Origin of the sequence: Streptomyces sp. NBC_00523, from assembly GCF_036346615.1 — a bacterium.
In the GTDB taxonomy this organism is placed as follows: domain Bacteria; phylum Actinomycetota; class Actinomycetes; order Streptomycetales; family Streptomycetaceae; genus Streptomyces.
Map to the genome: position 1 here is coordinate 3,318,023 of NZ_CP107836.1, position 19,244 is coordinate 3,337,266.

The following is a 19,244-nucleotide window of genomic DNA, read 5'->3' on the forward strand; positions in this document are numbered from 1 at the left end:
CACCTGCGTTCTCGTTCGTGTTGTGCCGCTGTCGCCGGTACGGAGTACCGGTCCAGCCGCGATTCCCGGGAGTGCCTCGCATGGGGACGAATGGATCGACGATGCTCGAGCCGTTACGGCAGGGGCTTCCTCCCATCGACCCCTCGGCCGTCTCCGGGTCGGCCACCTGCACCCTGCCACCGCACTACGAAGCGGTCGGCGGCGCGCGGCAGTTCACCCGGTCCACGCTGGGCGGATGGGGGCTGAGCGAGCGCTTCGACGATGTCGCCCTCGTCGTCTCCGAGCTGGTCACCAACGCCCTGCGGCACGCCCTGCCGGCCGACGCCCCGCGCGAGCCCCAGGAGCCGCCCGTACGGCTGCACCTGATGCGCTGGACCTCGCGGCTGGTGTGCGCGGTGCGCGATCCCAGTCAGGCGAGCCCGGTCGCCTCCGAGGCGGCGGACTCCGCCGAGTCGGGGCGGGGGCTGTTCCTGGTGGAGTCCTTCAGCGACTGCTGGGGCTGGCACCCCTCCCCCGTACTGACCACCGAGAGCGCGCCGGGCACGGCGGCTTCCCGAGGCAAGGTCGTCTGGGCTCTGTTCAGACTGACCGACCCGGTGTGAACGGGGGCGGTGCGACCGGCCGGCGCACCGCGTGACACACCGCCCGAGGGTCGGACACCGCTGGATTCCCGCGGGGTTCGGCCCTCTGTGGTGTACGGGGCCGTCAGCCCACCAGGTGGTCGAACTCGCCGTCCTTCACGCCGAGGAGCAGCGCCTCTATCTCGGCCGGCGTGTAGACCAGCGCCGGCCCGTCCGGGTGGCGCGAATTACGCATCGCCACATCTCCGTCGGGCAGTTTCGCGAACTCCACGCAGGACCCCTGGGAGTTGCTGTGTCTGCTCTTCTGCCAGACGACTCCGCGAAGCTCTGTGGCCGCCATGCCGTTGTACACGTGGTGCACAGGACGCTCCCCGAGTTGCAAGGTGCAAGTGTCAACTGTCCCGGATCATAGCTGTGTTCAATTCCCGATGCATGGGCGGATGCACGGGCGGATGCACGTGCACGCGGGGTGTCGCCGTGATTACAGCTCCCGCCCATAGAGACGTGTGAACGGCCTCTCCGGCTCCCGATTCCGGGAGTTGACTTCTCGGCACCCCCTGCGACCCACTGGTAGCTTGGATGGCCATTCGTCTTCCAGGGGGAATTCCACATGCACAAAATCGCACGTACCGGCGCAGTCCTCGCGACCGGACTGCTGGCCGCGCTCGCGCTCACCGGTTGCGGAAGCGACGGCGACAAGGACGACTCGGGCAAGGATTCCGGGTCCAGCACGAGCCCCACGACGGGCGGCGGCGGCGACGCGGACAGCAGCACCGGGGGCGGCTCCGCGGGCGACGCGAAGGCGCTGGAGGGCGCCTGGTCGGGCAAGACCGACGACGGCCAGCCGGTGGTGCTGTCCGTGGCCGCCGGGCAGGCCGTCGTCCTCGCCGACGCCCATGTCTGCACGGGCACCGTCTCGGGCGAGGGCAAGCCGGCCCTGGAGCTGAAGTGCGCCGACGGCGACACCACCCGGATCACGGGCGAGGTCGAGTCCAACGACGGCAAGACCGTCGTGGTCGCGTGGGGCAGCGGAACGAAGGACACACTGAAGAAGACCGACTCGGACGCACTGGAGGGCATCCCCGACATCCCCGGCATGTCGGACCTGCCGACGCCGTGACGCCGTGACGCCGCGGGGCTTTCCGGGCCCGACCTAGGGCGTGCCCGGAAAGTCCCGTCGTACGCCCGAAGGGCGTCGCGGGCCAGACGGGACTTTTCGGGCGCGCCCTAAGAGGCCAGGCCCCGTGAGAAGTCCTCCAGCGCGTCGAGGAGCAGGGCCACGTTGTTGCGTACGAGACCGGCCCCGGCGGAGGGCGGCGCACCGCCCTCCGCCGCCTCCTCCTCGCGCGCCCGGCTCTCCGCGTCCCAGCGCTCCAGCGCCTCCCGCACCGGCGTCCAGTCCGGCACCCGCCGCTCCCGCACCGCCTTGGCACCCCGGTCCGTGGTCCGGCGCAGCGCCTCGGCCAGCGCGGCCGCCCCCGGCACGGGCGTGGCCCCGCGGCGCGGGATGTGGGCCTCCAGCAGCATCGCGACCCGGCCGAGCTGGGCCAGGGAGTGCTGGGTGGCGTCGGCGGCGGCGTGCGAGAGGCCCCGGTGGCGCACCGGTTCGTGCCGGGCCGTCGCCACCGCCTCCTGCCAGGCGACCCGGGCCTCGCGGGTGGCGAGCAGGGCGTGCCGCACATCGCCCCGGCCACGTTCGGCCGGGTCCGCGTACTGGTCCACGACCGCCGCCGCGTACCGGCCGTCCGCCTTCAGCCAGTCGCCGAGCCGGGTCCGCAGGCGCGGGGTCTCCCAGGCCGGGTAGACGGCGTACGAGATCATCGCCAGGAGCCCGCCGCCCAGGGTGAGGAGCACCCGCTCGAACACCGTCTGGGACAGGTCGTCGCCGGCCATGCCGAGCAGGAAGACGACATAGGCGCCGACGCACGCCTGGGCGACCGCGTAGCCGGTCCGCATCAGCAGGTACATCAGCAGGGCGCAGCCCACGGCGAGGGCGGCGAGCGGTCCGGTGCCCGGGTGCGCGGCCTCCACGATCGCGGAGGCGAGGAAGACGCCGACGAGGGTGCCGCCGAACCGGGCGACCGCGCGGGAGTACGTCTGCGAGAACTCCGGGCGCATCACCATCACGGCCGCCAGGGGCGCCCAGTAGCCGTGTCCGAGCGGCAGCAGGCGGCCCAGGAGGTAGCCGACCGCGGCGACGGCGGAGAGCCGGATCGCGTGCCGCAGGATCGGGGAGCCGTGGTGCACCTCGCGGCGCATCGCCCCGACGACGACCGGTGCGAGGCGCAGCAGTCCGGGGCGCGGGTGGTGCTCGGCGGGGAGCCGGCTCTCCTTGATGGCGTCGGCGGCCTCCTCGGCCCCGGCCCGCTCCTCCTTGGTGCCGTCGCCCTCGGCGGCCTCGATGACGTCGGAGAGCAGGGCGGCGAGCCGGTCGGCGGCGCGCAGCGGCGGTCCGGCGAGCAGGGCCCCGGTGTCGGGGGTCTTCAGCGCGGCGACGGCCGGGGCGGGCAGCTTGACCGGGTCGCCCTTGCGGATCGCCCGGGCGGCCGCGTCGAGCAGCGATCCGGCGGCGGCCAGCAGCTCGCGGACGCGGTCGCGCTCGGGGCCCTCGGCGGGCACGCCCATGGCCGGGTCGGCGAGCGAGGCCAGGACCGGCCTGATGCGTTCGGCGACCCCGCGTGAGCCGTGCAGTTCGGCGGGTCGGCGGCGGGCCTCGCGGGCGGTGACGGCGGCGGCCCGGCGCGCGAGCATCAGCGGCTCCGGGTCGAAGTGGGCGACCGGGTCGTGGCGCAGCCGCCGGGCGTAGTCGGCCTCGGCGGCCAGCGCGTCGGCGAGCGCGTCGCGCTGGGCGCCCCATCTGCGGATCGGGAAGAGCACGATCAGCGCCGCCTGGACCACCCCGCCGAACATGATCATCGCGCCGTGCAGGGCCGCCTGGGCGACGGAGGTCGGCAGGGTGATGGTCACGAGCATGATCGCGACGTTGGACGCGGCGATGATCCCGCCGGTCGGGCCCGCCGCCCAGGCGAGCCCGGCGAGGAAGGTCCAGAGGATCAGGAGGACCACGAAGAGCAGGAGATGGGTGCCGGTCACATAGCCCACGAAGGTGGACAGACCGAGGCTGAATCCGGAGATCAGGGCGAGGACGGGGCGGGGGCGCCAGCTGCGCTGGAAGGTGGCGATGGCGGCCTGGAACGCGCCGAACGCGGAGCTGGCGGCGACCACGGGACCGAACAGCGCGAGGCCGACCCCGATGACCAGGGCGAGCCCGGCCGCGCCGCGCACCGCGACCAGGGGTTCGAGGCGCCGCCGCTCGATCTTCAGGCCGGTGCGGGCGGTCTCCTTCAGCGCCCGGAGCCAGCTCATGTGCCGAGCCTAACCGGAACCGCCGTTTTGCCCGAGTTATGGGGGTTGAACGGCGGCGGCGTTCAGCGCCCGATGCCCCGTGGCTCCCCGCCCATCCGCGCCCGGTCCGCGGCCCGGGTGCCGTGCGTCCAGCCGTCCAGGTCCGTCGCGCCCCTGACCCGGGTGGTCGTGGTGCGGGGGAACATCTGCCCGGCGGCCTCGGTGACCGCCAGGTCGCGGGCGGCGAGCACCGGGAGCAGCGCGGTGTCGGCGACCGTGTCGCTCTCCGCCTCGGCCGTGGCGCGGGCGGTGCCGTCGGCGAGGCGGCTGCCCAGGCGCTGGGCGTAGGCCATCAGGAAGGACTGCCGGAACGTCTTGGTCCGTTTGCGTCCACCGGCCCGCTGACCCGCCTCCGCGCGGGTCATCGCGGCCGTGCCCTGGACGAGCAGCGAGGTGTGGAGCAGTTCGACGGCCCCCAGGTCCGCCTCGAAGCCGATGACCGTGGTGAAGCCCAGGTCGCTGTTCCACACGGCCTGGCAGCGGTTCGCCGAGGCCACCGCGTCGAGCAGGATCGCCTTGGCCGTCTCGTAGGGGGCATCCACGCCGATCCGGCAGGCGCCGGGGGTGCGGTCGCCGTGCGTACGGGCGGCGAGCAGGGCCTCGTCGATGCTGTGCCGGGCCATCAGCTCCTGCGCCTTGGTGGTCAGCGCCTCCGCCTCCTCCGGATACCCGGTCGCCTCCGCCTTCGCGAGCAGGGCGCGGATGCGGGTGAGCATGCGGGGCTCCCCGGCGACGGGCGGCCGGGTCAGGGCCTCGCGCGCCGCGCCCGGCGGGGGCCCGACGGGCTCGATGGCCGGGAGGGCGAGCAGCAGCCGGCAGAGGGCGAGGAACGCGGAGGCGTACGAGAAGCGGTCGGGCCGGCCCGCGGGCGGCGCGGCGGGCAGCTCGTCCAGCTGGGACCGCCAGCGCGGCGGCAGCTCGTCGTAGCGGCGGACCTCGGAGGCGATGAGCCCGGCGGCCAGGCCCGCCGCGTGCTCGTCCAGGTCGCGGCGGACGAGGCGGACGACATCGGCGGGGAGCCAGCCGCGCTGCCAGGCCCGGCGGACGAACTCCTCGCCCCGGCGCACCAGCTCCGCGTCGGCCTGCGGGGCGGCGGCGAGCAGCGAGGCGCCGGTGTCGAGACCGGCGTCGCCCTCCGTGTAGAGGGCGGCCGCGAACGCCTGGTCGATCACCGATTCCATGAGGTCAGCGTAAGCAAGCACTGTCCACAGCGGTCTCCACAGGCTGTGGATATCGAACGCGCGCACGAAACTCGGGCTCCGGGGCGTTGTCAGTGGCGGGTGCAAGACTCGACCGTATGACCGAACGCTGGGCGCTGGCCGTCACGGAGGGCGGGGGCGCGCGCCTCGCCCCGCTGGACCGCGCCGGCCGTCCGGCGGGCCCCGTCCTGACCGAGCCGGACCTCGCGGAGGCGGTCCGCTCCCGGCCGGACGTCACCCGCTGGGTGTGGCGCTCGACGGCCGAGGTCTACCCCCGGCTGCTGGCCGCCGGGGTGCGGGTCGAGCGGGCCTACGACGTGGAGGCCGCCGAGTCCCTGCTCCTCGGGCACGAGGGCCGCCTCGGCGAGCCCCGCTCGGCCGCCGCCGCGCTCGCCCGGCTGCGCGGCGGTCCGGTGCCGCCCGATCCGCCGCCCCGGGCCGCGGAGCCCGGCTCCCAGTCCTCCCTGTTCGACCCGCCCTCGGGCCCGGAGCTGCCGTTCGACGCGCTGACCGAGGTGTACGCGGCACAGCTCGCGCGGCACGACGCGACGGACCGGCCGGACCGGATGCGGCTGCTGACGGCCGCCGAGTCGGCGGGGATGCTCGTCGCGTCCGAGATGAACCGGGCGGGCCTGCCCTGGCGGGCGGACGTCCACCGCGAGGTGCTGGACGAAATGCTCGGCGAGCGGTACGCGGGCGGGGGCGAGCCGCGCCGCCTCGCCGAGCTGGCCGACGAGGTGTCCGCCGCCTTCGGGCGCCGGGTGCGCCCGGATCTCCCGGCCGATGTGGTGCGGGCGTTCGCGCGGGCCGGGATCAAGGTCCGCTCCACGCGCCGCTGGGAGCTGGAGACCCTGGACCACCCGGCGGTCGCGCCGCTCGTCCAGTACAAGAAGCTGTACCGGATCTGGACCGCGCACGGCTGGAGCTGGCTCCAGGACTGGGTACGCGACGGCCGCTTCCGCCCCGGGTACCAGCCGGGCGGCACGGTCACCGGGCGCTGGACGACCAACGGCGGCGGGGCGCTCCAGATCCCCAAGGTGATCCGGCGGGCCGTCGTCGCGGACGAGGGGTGGCGCCTGGTCGTCGCGGACGCCGCCCAGATGGAGCCGAGGGTGCTGGCCGCGATCTCCCGCGACCCGGGCCTGATGGAGGTCGCGGGCCATGAGGGCGACCTCTACACCGCGCTGTCCGACCGTGCCTTCCACGGCGACCGCGACCACGCCAAGCTCGCGCTGCTCGGTGCCGTGTACGGGCAGACCTCCGGGGACGGCCTGAAGAATCTGGCGGCCCTGCGCCGCAGGTTCCCGCGCGCGGTCGCCTATGTGGACGACGCCGCGAAGGCGGGCGAGGAGGGCCGTCTCGTACGCACCTGGCTGGGCCGGACCAGTCCGCCGGCGGCCGGGCACGGGGAGGACGAGGAGGCGGGCATCCCGCAGGAGGAGGACGGGGCGCGGGCGGAGTACACGCCGGGTTACGCCTCGTCGGACGCGCGGGCGCGCGGCCGGTTCACGCGGAACTTCGTGGTCCAGGGCAGTGCGGCGGAGTGGGCGCTGCTCCTCCTGGCGGCGCTGCGGCAGGCAATCGCCGTGGCCGGGCTCCGGGCGGAGCTGGTCTTCTTCCAGCACGACGAGGTGATCGTGCACTGCCCCCTCGGTGAGACGGAGGCGGTCGTGGCGGCGCTCCGGGAGGCGGCCGGGGTGGCCGGCCGGACGGCCTTCGGGGAGACACCGGTGCGCTTCCCGTTCACCACGGCGGTGGTGGAGCGCTACTCGGACGCGAAGTGAAACGGCCCGGGACCGAACCCCCTCCGGCCCGGGCCGTGCGCCGTACGCGCCCCGGGGAGAGAGCCCGGGGCGCGTGGCGCGGCGGTTACGACCGTTCAACCCGTCTGCTGTCTACCCGCGTTCCCACAACGCGGGGACATTCGGCGGCTCCCAGCCGGTCAGGGCGGTGTGAGCCTGCAGACAGCGGTAGGCGGCCCCGCCGTATGTGACGCGGTCTCCCGCGGTGTAGGCCGTCCCGGCCGCCCAGGTGCCGCCCGGGGTGGTCGGCGGGTCGGTCGGGTCGGTGGGCGGATCGGTCGGGTCCGTGGGGTCCTGGGCGACGTCGAGGACGAAGTCGAAGGTGCCCTCCTTGCCGGAGCCGACCGCCCGGACGTTCATCAGCAGCGCCGCGTCGTACAGCATGTCGGTGCTGTTGCGCGGCTCGCCCGGGAAGTACAGCTGAGTGGTGAGGATGCCCGATCCGGGGGCCTGGGCCTTCACATGGATGTGCCGGGTGCGGCCGGGGTAGAGGCCGGGCACGATCGTGGTGAGCGTGAAGGCCCCGTTCTGATCGGTGAACTGGTGGCCTCGGAAGCCGTAACCGCTCATGTCGTACGCGCCGTTGGTGTCGGCCTGCCAGAAGTCGAGCAGCACACCGGGGATCGGGCGGCACTCGCGCCCGAAGACGTAGCCGCTGACGGTGAGCGGGACGCCGGGCGTCGACGCGGTCACCAGGCTGGTGCGGAGCGGGGAGTTGGGCTTGAAGTAGGGGCCCTCGATCTGGTCGTGCGTCGGCTCGTCGCCGTCGTCGCAGTCCGGGGTCGGGGCGAGCGGCCGGCCGGTGTTCCCGGCGTCGCGGGCCAGCGCCACCCCGCCGCCCGCGAACAGCGGGACGGCGGTGGCCACGAGCGCCGCCTTGAGGAGGGACTTGCGACTGATCGCCGGACCGCCTGCGGCGGCGGGCTCGTTGCTCTCGGGGGATGCGGGGGGCATGGCTGACGGACTCCTCGGGATGGTGGGGGAAGGGGCACGTGCGCGGTGCGGGGGCCCGGGGCGGTGTCGGTCCGCCCCGGGCCCGTTCCTCGATCGCCTGAGGGGGTGGTGGTGCGGGGCGGTGTTACCCGGCCTGCCAGAGCGCGGGGACGTTCGGCGGGGTCCAGCCGGGCTGGGCCTGGTGGCCCTGGAGGCAGCGGTAGCTCGCCGAGCCGTACGTCACGACGTCACCGGCCGCGTAGGTCGTGCCGGCCGCCCAGGTGCCGCCGGGGTTGGTCGGCGGGTCGGTCGGGTCCGGCGGGGTGGTGGAGCCGTTGGTGACCAGGGTCAGCCCGTACGCCTGGAGCGCCGGGTTCAGCGGCTGGAAGTAGGTCACCCCGCCCTGCGAGCAGTTGCCGGTACCGCCGGAGGTGACGCCCTGGGCCTGGCTGCCGGAGATGAACGAACCGCCGGAGTCGCCGGGTTCGGCGCAGACGTTGGTCCGGGTCACCCCGGAGACGGTGCCCTCCTGGTAGGTGACGCTGCTGTTGCGTTGCTGGACCGTGCCGCAGTGCCAGCCTGTGGTGGAGCCGGAGCGGCAGACCGACGAGCCCTCGACCGCCTCGGTGGAGCCGGTGACCGTCACGTCGCCGTTGCCGTAGCCGTTGACCAGCGGGCGCGGGGTTGAGTTGGTGTTGGTGGCGACCCAGGAGTAGTCGCGGCCGGGGAAGGTGGAGCCCTGGAAGGAGCCCTGGGCCTGCTGGTTGTATCCGCTGGTGGAGACGCCCGGCGTGCCGCAGTGCCCGGCGCTGACGAAGCCGCCCTGGGTGCCGCGCTTGACGGGGAAGCCGATGGAGCAGCGGCCCGAGCCGTTCATGTAGTACGCGTCGCCGCCGCGCAGGTCCGTGAAGGTGCGGGGCCGCTCGGTGGACCGGGCGACCGTCACCAGGTCGCGGGCGACCCCGGCTTTCGCGAGGAACGCGTCGGCGGCGGAGGCCTTCCCGGCCTGGACGACGACGCGGTTGGTCCGTACGTCGACGTACCAGGCGGGTATGTCCTTCGGCGCGGTGCGCAGCGCGACCCGGTCCAGGGCGGCCTTGGCGGTGTCGAGTTCGGCGAGGCTGTGGTCGACGACCTGGGCGCGGGCGCCGGCCTTCGCGATGCGGGCGGCGTCCGAGGCGTCGGTGGTGGCGACGGTCAGATCCGCGTCGTCACCGCTGACCCGGGCACCGGCGAACCGCTCGCCGAGCGAGTACCGCAGCCCGGCGGTGAGGGCGGCGGCCCGCGACTCACCCGCGATGCGGACACGGGCCTCGGCGGCGGTGAGTCCGAGGTCCCGCTGCATGGCCTTGAGCAGGCCGGGCGAGAGGTGGGCGGAGTCCGCCACGGGGGTGGGGGCGATGGAGGCGGGGTCGGCGGACGCGGTGCCGGTCAGCCCGGCGAGTGCGAGCGCGCCGACGGCCACGGTGGCGGTACACGCGGCCAGGGCGTGTCTGCGGAGCGGGGATCTCTCCACGGAACTCTCCTTGACTTCGGGGGAAGCGTTTCGGGGGAATCGCCGCCAAGGTAGCCGCGTGCACGCCGGGTTCAGGAGATCCCGTCCGCCCCATCGCGCCGCGTTATGGGGCGCGCCGGGCCCGGGCCCGAACTCCCTTTGTATACGGCGCCCGAGTAGGTTCCCCTCATGCGAATAGGCCGACTGCTGGGCAGTGGACGCAACGCGGACGTGTACGAGCTGGACGAGGCGTGGGTGCTGCGGCGTTACCGCGACGGGATGGACGCCTCCCGGGAACTGCCCGTCATGTCCTACCTGTCCGCCTCCGGCTACCCGGTGCCCCGGCTGGGCCCGCGGCCCCTGTCGGCCGGGCCCGGCGATCTGGTCCTCCAGCGCCTGCACGGGCCGACGATGCTGGAGTCGCTGATGTCCGGAGCGGTGGGCGCCGAGGAGGGCGCGGGCCTGCTGACCGGGCTCCTCACCGAGCTGCACTCCGTCCCGGCCCGGCTCTCGCCCGACCTCGAGGACCGGGTGCTCCACCTGGACCTGCACCCCGACAACGTGATGATGACGGCGGACGGGCCCGTGGTCATCGACTGGAGCAACACCGAGGAGGGCCCGCCCGCCCTGGACCGGGCCATGTCGGCGCTGATCCTGGCGCAGGTGGCGGTGGACCCCGGCCACCCGGCGGCTGACGGGGCCCGGGAGCTGGTCACCGCCCTGGTGCCCCGCCTGGCCGCCGACGACGGCATCCCCGCCCCCCGACTCGCCGACGCGGCCGCCCGGCGCACCCTCAACCCGACGATGAGCCCGCCCGAGAAGGCCCGGATCGGCGAGGCGGCGGCCCTGGTGGCGGCGCTGGCGGGCCGGTAGCGCGCCCTACTCCCGCGCCCCGGCGAGCTCCACCGGCCGGGTACGCAGGGCGAGCCGGGCGGGCAGTACGGCGAAGACCACCGCGAGCGCCGCGCTCACCGCGACCACGAGCCCGACCGCCTCCCACGGCACGACGACCGCCGCCGGGACGTCGAGCCGGCCGAGCGCCGCCCGTACGCCCAGCAGGTTCAGCGTGGCCACCGCCCCGCCGAGCCCCGCGCCCACCGCGACCACGGCCAGCGCCTCCGCCCCGGCCAGCCGCAGCACCTGGGCCTTCGTCGCCCCGGCGAGGCGCAGCACGGCGAAGTCACGGACCCGGTCCGCGGTGGCCATGACCTGGGTGTTGGCGAGGGCGATCCCCGTGTAGACCAGGGCGATGGCGAGGATCATCAGCAGCCCGGTCCGGGTGGAGCCGCCGCCCGGGGCGAGGGTCGCGGCCCACTGCTCCCGGGTCAGCACCTCGGTGCCGGTGGCCCGCCCGGCCGCGCGCAGCCCGCGCTCGACGGCCTGCCGGTCGGCCCCGGCGCGGACGGCTATCCCGACGCGGTCGACGGGGGCGCCCGCCGCGTTGTGCGGGGTGAGGTAGACGCCGTTGTCGCCGGTGCCGACGGCAAGCACGGCCGCGATGCGCAGGGTGACCTCGCGGCCGTCGCCGAGCCAGACGCGGACGCGGGCGCCGACCCGGTGGTCGGCCCACTCCTCGTTGACGACGATCGAGCGGTCGTCCAGGTCGGCGAGCCGTCCGGCGACCACGGGCAGCGCCGACACGGCGGCCTCGTCGGCCGGGTCCACCGCCCGGGCTTCGGAGCGGACGAGGGCGGTGCGCTCTTCGAGGACGGTGACGGAGGTGGCGCGCGAGGCGCTGACCCGGGCGCCTTCGACGCGCCGGACCCGGTCCACGAACTCCCCTGGTATGCCCGCACGTTCGCCCACGGCCACGAAGTCCGCCGTGACCTGGCCGCGCGCCTCCGCCGCCTTGGCCGCGTCGATGGTGGCCTTGGTGCCCATCAGCGAGGCGGCCAGGGCGACGGTGACGAGCACGGGCGCGGCGACGGCGGCCGTCCGGCGCAGCCCGGCCGAGGCGTTCTCCCGGACCAGGAGGCCGGTGGCGCCCGGCAGCCGGGCGGGCAGCCAGGCCAGGAGGCGGATCGCGGGGCGGACCAGGACGGGCGCGAACAGGGCGCATCCGGTGATCAGGAGCATCGGCTGCGTGGTGTACGTCTTCCGCTTGAGGAGCCCCGCCGGGTCCTGGACGAGGCCGAGCACCACCAGCACCGCCCCGGTGAGCAGGACGGCGGCGCCCAGCACCACGCGGACCGGCGGCATCGTGCCGCTGTCCACGGCGGCGTCGCGCAGGGCCTCGGCCGGGCGGACCCGTCCGGCGCGGTGCGCGGCGGCGACCGCTCCGGCGAGGGCGACGGCGAGGCCGGTCCAGAAGGCGGTGTGCAGCGGCCAGTTCTGGTGCCCAATGGCGAACCAGGCCGGGGCGAAGCTCTGTTGAGCCATCCAGGACGCGAGCCGGGGCGCCCCGGAGAGCCCCAGCCGGCAGCCCGCCGCCGAGGCGAGGACGCCGACGAGCGCGGCCTCCGCGTACACCAGGCGGCGCACCTGGCCGGGCGTCGCGCCCGCCATACGCAGCAGGCCGAACTCGCGGCGGCGCTGGGCCACGGCGAAGGAGAACGTCGAGGCGACGACGAACACGGAGACGAAGGCGGTGATTCCGGCGGCGGTGCCCAGCAGGGCGTTCACGGAGACGAGGGCCTCGGCGTCCCGGTCCGGGTCGGGGTCGGCCTTGCGCCGTTCGTCGCCCGTGAGGACGTCCAGGCCCGGGCCGAGGGCGGCGCGCACGGCGGCCGGGCCGGCGTGCACCACGACGGCGTCGATGTCCGGGGCGAGCCGTGCGGCCTCCGCCTCGCCGAAGAACACCGCGCGCTCGACGGGGGCGGGGCGCACGGTCCCGGTCACCGTCCAACGCCCCTTGCCCGCGGGTGTGGTGAGGGTGATCCGGTCTCCCACGGCCCCCTCCCCCGCCGCGACCACGACCTCGCCGGGCACGGCGGGCGGACGACCGGAGAGCAGCCGGTACCGGGCCGCTGCGGCGACGGGCCAGGGGTGCCCGGCCGCCTCGCCGGACCCGTTCCCCGCCGACACCCAGAACGTGCGGTCCAGCTCCGTGCGCCCCAGCCCCGCCAGTCGCTCGGCCACCTCGGCCGGAACGGGCCGGGGATCGGTGAGCTTCTGCGTACGGACGCCGATCGGAGTGCTGACGCGCACCTGGTCCGCGCCCCGCACCACCACCGGCGCGGCGGCGAACCGCTCCGGTGCCTGCTCCGGTCCGGCGAAGGTGGCGGCGAGGGCCAGCCCCGTCGTGGCGATGATCCCCACGCCGAGGGCCAGCGCGAGGAAGGAGCCGGCGAGGGTGACCCAGCGGGTCCGTATGCCTTGAAGGACGAGCTTCAGCACGGGAGGGCCCCCATCCGGGTCATCCGGGCCGCGATCTCCTCGGCCGCCGGGGCGTGCAGCTCGTCGCGCACCCTGCCGTCCGCGAGGAATAGCACCCGGTCCGCGTAGGAGGCGGCGACCGGGTCGTGGGTCACCATGATCACGGTCTGGCCGTCGTTCGCCATGGTCCGCAGCAGCGTCAGCACCTCGCGGCCGGTCGTGGAGTCCAGCGCGCCGGTCGGCTCGTCGCCGAACAGGACGTCGGGCCGGGTGACCAGGGCGCGGGCGAGCGCCACCCGTTGCTGCTGGCCGCCCGACAGCTCACCGGGGCGGTGCCCGGCGCGCCCGCCGAGGCCCACCCGGTCGAGGACTCCGAGGACGTCGGCGCGCTTCGGGCGGCGGCCCGCGAGTCTGAGCGGGAGGGCCACGTTCTGCTCGGCGGTGAGGGCGGGGAGCAGGTTGAACGCCTGGAAGACGAAGCCTATGCGGCTGCGGCGGAGCAGGGTCAGCCGGCGTTCGCTCAGCCCGGTCAGCTCCGTGTCGCCGAGGAACACCTGCCCCGCGGTGGGCCGGTCGAGCCCGGCGGTGCACTGGAGCAGGGTGGACTTGCCGGAGCCGGAGGGGCCCATGACGGCGGTGAAGGAGCCCCGGGGGATGTCCAGGCTGACCGCGTCGAGCGCGGTGACGGCACCGGACTTCCCAGCGTAGGACCGGGTGACCGAGCGGAGTCGGACGGCTGAGTGATTCATGCCTTCAGCCAACCGCCGTCGGCCGCCCGGCACATCGCAGCGGTTTCCACTTCTGAGGTGGAGGTAGCTCCACCTCAGAAGTGGAAACCGCTGGGTGGTCCGGGTCCGTGGGCGCCGCCTACGGTTCCTCCATGTCCTCGTCCTCCGGCCTCCACCAGGCCCTGTGGCAGCGGCGTTACCTGCGCGGCCCCTGGCCGTGGCGGGCGGCGCTCTACCTGCTGACCGGCGCGCTCGTCGGCGTCCTGGCGTTCGCCGTCCTCCTGCTGCTCGCGGTCGCGGGCGGTGCGCTCGCCGTGCTCCTCGTCGGCCTCCCGCTCCTGCTCACCCTGGCCCTCTCGGGCATCCCGCTCGCCGCTCTGGAGCGCCGCAGGCTGCGGCTGGTGGACCCCCGCCCGCTCGCCCCGGTCCACGGCGAACCGGACGGCACCGGGCTCACCGCCTGGCTACGGACCCGGCTGCGGGAGCGGGCGACCTGGCGGGAGCTGGGGTACGCGCTGCTCACCGCGGTGGTCCTGTGGCCGGTGGAAGCGGTGACCGTGGGGGCGGCGCTCACGGTGTGCGGCGGGCTGATCGCGGCGCCCGTGGCGCTGGCCGTGAGCGGCGGCGAGGAGGTCCGGGTGCTGAAGTTGTGGCTCGTCCACTCCTATCCGGCCGCCTTCGGGTCGCTGCTCGCCGGGCTGATGCTGCTCCCGGTGTTCGCGTATCCGTTGGGGGTGCTGGCGGCCTGGCGCGCGACGGTGGCCCGGGCGCTGCTCTCGGACTCCGGGGCGGGCGCGCGACTGCGGGAGCTGGACCGCTCCCGAAGCCGGCTGGTGGACGCCTTCGAGGCGGAGCGGCGGCGCATCGAGCGCGATCTGCACGACGGGGCGCAGCAACGGCTGGTCGCCCTGTCGATGACGCTCGGACTGGCCCGGCTGGAGGACCCGCCGGAGCCGCTGGCCGGGCTGCTGGCCAAGGCGCACGGCGAGGCGGACACCGCGCTGGTGGAGATCCGGGAGCTGATCCGGGGCATCCACCCCCAGGTCCTCACCGACCGGGGGCTGGGCGCGGCCGTGGAGGACGTCGCGGACCGCTCGGTGATACCGGTCCATGTGGAGCTGGAGCTGCCGGCGCGGCTGCCGGGGGCCGTGGAGAGCGGGGTCTACTTCGCGGTGTGCGAGGCGTTGGCGAACGCGGCTCGGCACAGTGGGGCGGAGCGGGTCCGGGTGTCCGGGCAGGTGGCGCGCGGCCGACTGGTGGTGGAGGTGGCGGACGACGGGCGGGGCGGTGCCTCGGCCGGGGACGGGACGGGGCTCCAGGGGGTGGCCGACCGTCTCTCGGTGCTGGACGGCCGTTTGGTACTGTCCAGTCCCCCCGGCGGGCCCACGGTGTTCCGCCTGGAAGTCCCGGTGCCGGGTGCGAGCGGGAGGCCCTGAGCGTGCGGATCGTACTGGCCGAGGACAGCGTGCTCCTGCGCGAAGGGCTCGTCGGTCTCCTCGAACGGTTCGGCCACCGGGTGGTGGCGGGCGCGGGGACGGCGGACGAGCTGATCGCGGCGGTCGCCGAGCACGGCCCGGACATCGTGGTGACCGATGTCCGCATGCCGCCCGGCTTCTCCGACGAGGGCCTGCGCGCCGCGCTCGAACTGCGCGCGAAGCAGCCCGGCTTGCCGGTGCTCGTGCTCAGCCAGTACGTGCAGCGCACCTACGCGGAGGATCTGCTCGACTCGGCGGACGGGCGGGGCGTCGGCTATCTCCTCAAGGAACGCATCGGCCACGTCGAGGAGTTCGTGGACGCCCTCGCCCGGGTCGCCGCCGGGGACACCGTGGTGGACCCGGAGGTGGTCCGGCAGCTGATCCGGCACCGCCGGGATCCGCTGTCCCGGCTGAGCGCGCGCGAGCTGGAGGTGCTGGCCCTGATGGCGGAGGGCAAGTCCAACGCCTCGGTCGCGGCGGCCCTTTCGGTGAGCGAGGGCACGGTGAGCAAGCACTTCGGCTCCATCCTCGGCAAGCTGGACCTGTCCGTGGACGACACCACCAATCGCCGGGTGCTCGCGGTGCTGGCGTATCTCAGGGGCTGACCCCTCCGGTCTCAGGGGCTGACCCCTCCGGACCTGCGCGCCCAGCCGGCCTCGCTGCGGCCGCCGGGCCGGACGCGGCGGCCCGCGCGCGCCCACGGGGCTGGGCGGACCACGTCGGCGGGCAGGGCCTCGGCGCGGTGGGAGGCCAGGGCGTGCAGGACGGTGAGGACGGCGGCCAGTTCCTCGGGGGTGGGGTCTCCGGACAGGAGGCGGATGTTCATGCGGGCTGGTTCCCGTGCTTGCGGTGCGGCAGGGGCACCGACTTGGTCCGGAGCATGGCGAGACCGGCCGCGAGGACGGCCCGGGTGTGCGCGGGGTCGATGACGTCGTCCACGAGCCCGCGCTCGGCCGCGTAGTACGGGTGCATGAGCTCCGCCTTGTACTCCTTGACCAGCTGCTGCCGCGCGGCCTCGGGGTCGTCGGACGCGGCGATCTGGCGGCGGAAGACGACGTTGGCGGCGCCCTCCGCGCCCATGACCGCGATCTCGTTGGCCGGCCAGGCGTAGGAGAGGTCCGCGCCGATGGACCGGGAGTCCATGACGATGTACGCGCCGCCGTACGCCTTGCGCAGGATGACCTGGATGCGGGGCACGGTCGCGTTGCAGTACGCGTACAGCAGCTTCGCCCCGTGGCGGATGATGCCGCCGTGCTCCTGGTCGACGCCGGGCAGGAAGCCGGGCACGTCGACCAGCGTGACGAGCGGGATATTGAAGGCGTCGCAGAGCTGCACGAAGCGGGCGGCCTTCTCGGAGGCGTGGATGTCGAGCACCCCGGCCAGCACCATGGGCTGGTTGGCGACGACACCGACCGTGCGTCCGTCGATCCGGCCGAGGGCGCAGATGACGTTGCCCGCCCAGTGCTCGTGGACCTCCATCAGGTCGCCGTCGTCCAGCAGTTCGCGGACCACCTGGCGCATGTCGTACGGGCGTTGCGGGTCGGCCGGGACCAGGTCGAGCAGGGTGTCGCCGGGGCGGTCGGCCGGGTCGTCGCAGGGCGCGGCCGGCGGTTCCTCGGTGCTGTTGGCCGGGAGCAGGGTGATCAGGTGGCGGACCTCGTCCAGGCAGGTCTCCTCGTCGTCGTACGCGAAGTGCGCGACGCCCGAGGTGCCCGCGTGGACGTCGGCGCCGCCGAGGCCGTTCTGCGTGACCTGTTCGCCGGTGACGGCCTGGATGACGTCGGGGCCCGTGATGAACATCTGGGAGGTCTCGCGGACCATGAACACGAAGTCGGTGAGCGCCGGGGAGTAGGCGGCGCCGCCCGCGCACGGGCCGAGCATGACGCTGATCTGCGGGATGACCCCGGAGGCACGGGTGTTGCGCTGGAAGATGCCGCCGTAGCCGGCGAGCGCGGTGACGCCCTCCTGGATGCGGGCGCCCGCGCCGTCGTTGAGCGAGACGAGCGGGGCCCCGGCCGCGAGGGCCAGGTCCATCACCTTGTGGATCTTCGCGGCGTGCGCCTCGCCGAGCGCTCCGCCGAAGATCCGGAAGTCGTGGGCGTAGACGAAGACCGTGCGGCCCTCGACGGTGCCCCAGCCGCCGACGACGCCGTCGGTGTGCGGGCGCCGGTCCTCCAGGCCGAAGCCGGTCGCGCGGTGCCTGCGCAGCTGCTCGACCTCCTGGAAGGTGCCCGGGTCGAGCAGCAGCTCGATGCGCTCGCGGGCGGTGAGCTTGCCCTTGGCGTGCTGGCGTTCGGTGGCGGCGGCGTCCCCGGTGGCCACGGTGGTGTGCAGGCCGTTCAGTTCGGCGGTGCGGGTACGGAGCGAGAGCACCGCGGCGGGCGCCGCGAACTCCTCCTCCAGTTCGGCCAGTGTCTGGGTTTCCACGGTTCGACTCCCTTGTCTGCTCAGCCGGGTCAGAGGCCGAGGCCGCGGTAGCGGCGCGGCCAGATGCCGTGCTTGCCGGGGGCGAGAATGCCCTCCGCGTCGAGTGCGTCCTTGATGCGTTCGCCGAGCCTGCGCACGGCGTGGTCGTTGAAGCCGTAGGTCGCGACGACCCGGTCCATCAGCGCGGGATGGGCCCGCTGGACGCCGTATCCGGCCTCCGCCGCGCCCCGGACCAGCGCCTCGCACAGCCCCAGGGCGCGCGCCCGGTCGTCCGCGTCCCGGGTGTCGAAGACGGCGGTGACCCGGTGGTGCAGGGCCCGCGCCCCGACCGCGAAGGCGCCCAGGTAGTCCGTGCCGTGGGCGTGCGCGAGGTCCCGGGCCAGCGCGTACTGCGCGAGGGCGTCCGCGCCGGTCACCGGCGAGACGGGGGTGAGGTCGAGCCGGCCCGCGTACGGCAGCCAGCCGTCGGCCTCGTCCGCCGGGCGTACGTGTCCCGCCTCGCCGCCCGCCGCCCCGGTACGGGAGAACCGCGCGCCGGGGACGGCGGCGAGCGCGTCCCGGATGACGGACCACTGGGCGTCGATCACGGCGGGCGCCCCGGCCAGCTCCCCGTACAGGTTCCAACGGCCGATGCCGAGGTCCGCCATCAGCGTGCGGACGACGCTGTCGGGGACCGGCCCGGTGCCCTGGTGGTACGTGGCGCGGCTGCCGGCCGCCGCCGCGTCGAGGAGCACGCTGCGGACGGTCGGCGTCCCGGTGACGGTGCGGTCCCGCAGCAGCGGGCGCAGGGCGTCGACCAGGGGCCCGAGGCCGTCCTCGGCCGGAACGGCGACCGCGTAGGCCCGGCGCGCCGCCGGTTCGGGGCGCAGCCGCACCCCGAGCTTGGTGACGATCCCGAACGCGGACCGGGCGAACATCGCGCCGAGGGCCGGTCCGCAGCCGTAGGGGGCCCAGGGCCCGGGGCCGGTCAGGGCGGCGGCCCCGGTGCGCACCACCTCCCCGTCGGCGAGCACGACCTCCATGCCGTACGGGGCCGCGTCGGCGCCCTCGTAGCCGGGGCCGCCGGTGGAGCGTTCCAGGACCTCGCCGAGGACGCTGCCCCAGCGGGGACCTTCGAGGTCCACCCGCTGGTCCAGGCCGAGTTCGGCGATGCGCCCCGCGAGGTCGTGGAAGGTGACCCCGGGCTCCACGACCGCGTAACCGCCCGCCGGGTCCACCTCGACCACCCGGTTCATCCGGGCGAGGTCCACGGCGACCGCGCCCGGGAGCCGGGGGGCCGGGCCGCCGAAGCCGGGGTCGCGGCCCGGCAGCACCGGCGAGAGCGGCACTCCGAACGCCCCGGCGATGCGCACCACCGCCCGGACGTCCTCGACGGTGGCGGGCATCAGGGCGGCGGAGGCCCCGAAGTGACCCTCGTCCACCACGGGTTGGGGGTCGGTGTAGCCGGGGAGGCCGACCGCGCCCTCGGTCAGGACCCACCGCGGGCCCAGGGCCACCCGGAAGGCGGCCAGGGCCCGGGTGAAGTCCCGGCCGTCCACCCCGGGCGGGAGCCGGCGGACCTTCACGGCGTGCCTGCCCCGATCCGGACCGGGGACCGCTCCGAGGGCACGAAGGCCTGGACGTCGATGCGCTCCCACACCCCGGAGACGGCGAACGGGTCACCGGTGGCGAACTCCTCCGCCTCCTCCCGGGTGGCGGCCTCGACCACGATCAGGCTGCCGACCGCGGTGGTGCCGTCGGCGGCCGTCAACGGCCCGTACAGCACGGGTCGTACGCTCGCCTCCCGCAGCCGCGCCGAGTGGGCCGGGCGCTGGGCGGCGCGCAGCTCCGCGGTGCCCGGCGCGTCCAGGCAGTGGATCGCCCACAACATGTCCTTCTCCTTCC

The 19,244-nt window shown here is 74.9% G+C and carries 17 protein-coding genes; 6 read left to right on the forward strand and 11 right to left on the reverse strand.

Features of this window, described 5'->3' with window-relative positions:
* Nucleotides 1-101: 101 nt before the first annotated feature.
* Nucleotides 102-602 carry an ATP-binding protein gene (locus tag OHS17_RS14955; RefSeq protein ID WP_161209112.1) on the forward strand — a complete coding sequence of 167 codons (501 nt, stop codon included), beginning with the start codon at nucleotides 102-104 and terminating at the stop codon, nucleotides 600-602.
* 103 nt (nucleotides 603-705) lie between these two features.
* Here OHS17_RS14955 and OHS17_RS14960 read toward each other — a convergent pair whose 3' ends face one another.
* Nucleotides 706-942, reverse strand: a complete 237-nt coding sequence (locus tag OHS17_RS14960) for a DUF397 domain-containing protein (RefSeq protein ID WP_018102227.1) — start codon at nucleotides 940-942, stop codon at nucleotides 706-708.
* 249 nt (nucleotides 943-1,191) lie between these two features.
* On the opposite strand from OHS17_RS14960, the gene OHS17_RS14965 reads away from it, so the two are divergent.
* Nucleotides 1,192-1,701: a hypothetical protein gene (locus OHS17_RS14965; protein WP_330312580.1), complete on the forward strand. Its 510-nt coding sequence runs from the start codon at nucleotides 1,192-1,194 to the stop codon at nucleotides 1,699-1,701.
* Nucleotides 1,702-1,808: 107 nt separating this feature from the next.
* Here OHS17_RS14965 and OHS17_RS14970 read toward each other — a convergent pair whose 3' ends face one another.
* A complete protein-coding gene (locus tag OHS17_RS14970; RefSeq protein WP_330312581.1) occupies nucleotides 1,809-3,947 on the reverse strand; it encodes an FUSC family protein in 2,139 nt (712 codons plus the stop codon).
* 62 nt (nucleotides 3,948-4,009) lie between these two features.
* Entirely contained in the window at nucleotides 4,010-5,167 is a 1,158-nt protein-coding gene (locus OHS17_RS14975) for a DUF2786 domain-containing protein (RefSeq protein ID WP_330312582.1), read from the reverse strand.
* Between the two features lie 116 nt (nucleotides 5,168-5,283).
* Between OHS17_RS14975 and OHS17_RS14980 the strand changes: the two genes are divergently transcribed.
* Complete coding sequence (locus tag OHS17_RS14980; protein ID WP_330312583.1) at nucleotides 5,284-6,969, forward strand: bifunctional 3'-5' exonuclease/DNA polymerase; 1,686 nt, start codon at nucleotides 5,284-5,286, stop codon at nucleotides 6,967-6,969.
* A gap of 111 nt (nucleotides 6,970-7,080) precedes the next feature.
* Here OHS17_RS14980 and OHS17_RS14985 read toward each other — a convergent pair whose 3' ends face one another.
* Nucleotides 7,081-7,941 carry a dioxygenase family protein gene (locus OHS17_RS14985; protein ID WP_330312584.1) on the reverse strand — a complete coding sequence of 287 codons (861 nt, stop codon included), beginning with the start codon at nucleotides 7,939-7,941 and terminating at the stop codon, nucleotides 7,081-7,083.
* 124 nt (nucleotides 7,942-8,065) lie between these two features.
* Nucleotides 8,066-9,436 (reverse strand): alpha-lytic protease prodomain-containing protein, encoded by a 1,371-nt coding sequence (locus OHS17_RS14990; protein ID WP_330312585.1) that lies wholly within the window; start codon nucleotides 9,434-9,436, stop codon nucleotides 8,066-8,068.
* A 168-nt stretch (nucleotides 9,437-9,604) separates the two neighbouring features.
* Between OHS17_RS14990 and OHS17_RS14995 the strand changes: the two genes are divergently transcribed.
* Entirely contained in the window at nucleotides 9,605-10,288 is a 684-nt protein-coding gene (locus OHS17_RS14995; RefSeq protein ID WP_330312586.1) for a phosphotransferase, read from the forward strand.
* Between the two features lie 6 nt (nucleotides 10,289-10,294).
* Here the strand turns inward: OHS17_RS14995 and OHS17_RS15000 are convergent, their stop codons facing one another.
* Both OHS17_RS15000 and OHS17_RS15005 read right to left on the reverse strand, forming a co-directional pair.
* On the reverse strand, nucleotides 10,295-12,751 hold the full coding sequence (locus OHS17_RS15000) for an ABC transporter permease (protein ID WP_330312587.1): 2,457 nt from the start codon (nucleotides 12,749-12,751) through the stop codon (nucleotides 10,295-10,297).
* Nucleotides 12,745-13,479 carry an ABC transporter ATP-binding protein gene (locus OHS17_RS15005; protein WP_330312588.1) on the reverse strand — a complete coding sequence of 245 codons (735 nt, stop codon included), beginning with the start codon at nucleotides 13,477-13,479 and terminating at the stop codon, nucleotides 12,745-12,747. The genes OHS17_RS15000 and OHS17_RS15005 overlap by 7 nt, the downstream gene beginning before the upstream one ends.
* Nucleotides 13,480-13,610: 131 nt before the next feature.
* On the opposite strand from OHS17_RS15005, the gene OHS17_RS15010 reads away from it, so the two are divergent.
* Nucleotides 13,611-14,894: a sensor histidine kinase gene (locus tag OHS17_RS15010; RefSeq protein ID WP_330312589.1), complete on the forward strand. Its 1,284-nt coding sequence runs from the start codon at nucleotides 13,611-13,613 to the stop codon at nucleotides 14,892-14,894.
* Between the two features lie 2 nt (nucleotides 14,895-14,896).
* Nucleotides 14,897-15,538, forward strand: a complete 642-nt coding sequence (locus OHS17_RS15015) for a response regulator transcription factor (protein ID WP_330312590.1) — start codon at nucleotides 14,897-14,899, stop codon at nucleotides 15,536-15,538.
* A gap of 11 nt (nucleotides 15,539-15,549) precedes the next feature.
* On the opposite strand, the gene OHS17_RS15020 is transcribed toward OHS17_RS15015, so the two are convergent.
* The 4 genes from OHS17_RS15020 to OHS17_RS15035 form a co-directional block, all read right to left on the reverse strand.
* Entirely contained in the window at nucleotides 15,550-15,759 is a 210-nt protein-coding gene (locus OHS17_RS15020) for an acyl-CoA carboxylase subunit epsilon (protein ID WP_330312591.1), read from the reverse strand.
* Entirely contained in the window at nucleotides 15,756-17,306 is a 1,551-nt protein-coding gene (locus tag OHS17_RS15025; RefSeq protein WP_443066171.1) for an acyl-CoA carboxylase subunit beta, read from the reverse strand. Before OHS17_RS15025 ends, OHS17_RS15020 begins: the two co-directional genes overlap by 4 nt.
* An 83-nt stretch (nucleotides 17,307-17,389) precedes the next feature.
* Entirely contained in the window at nucleotides 17,390-18,925 is a 1,536-nt protein-coding gene (locus tag OHS17_RS15030) for an FAD-binding oxidoreductase (protein WP_330312592.1), read from the reverse strand.
* A complete protein-coding gene (locus OHS17_RS15035) occupies nucleotides 18,922-19,230 on the reverse strand; it encodes a YciI family protein (RefSeq protein WP_330312593.1) in 309 nt (102 codons plus the stop codon). The genes OHS17_RS15030 and OHS17_RS15035 overlap by 4 nt, the downstream gene beginning before the upstream one ends.
* Nucleotides 19,231-19,244: the final 14 nt, after the last annotated feature.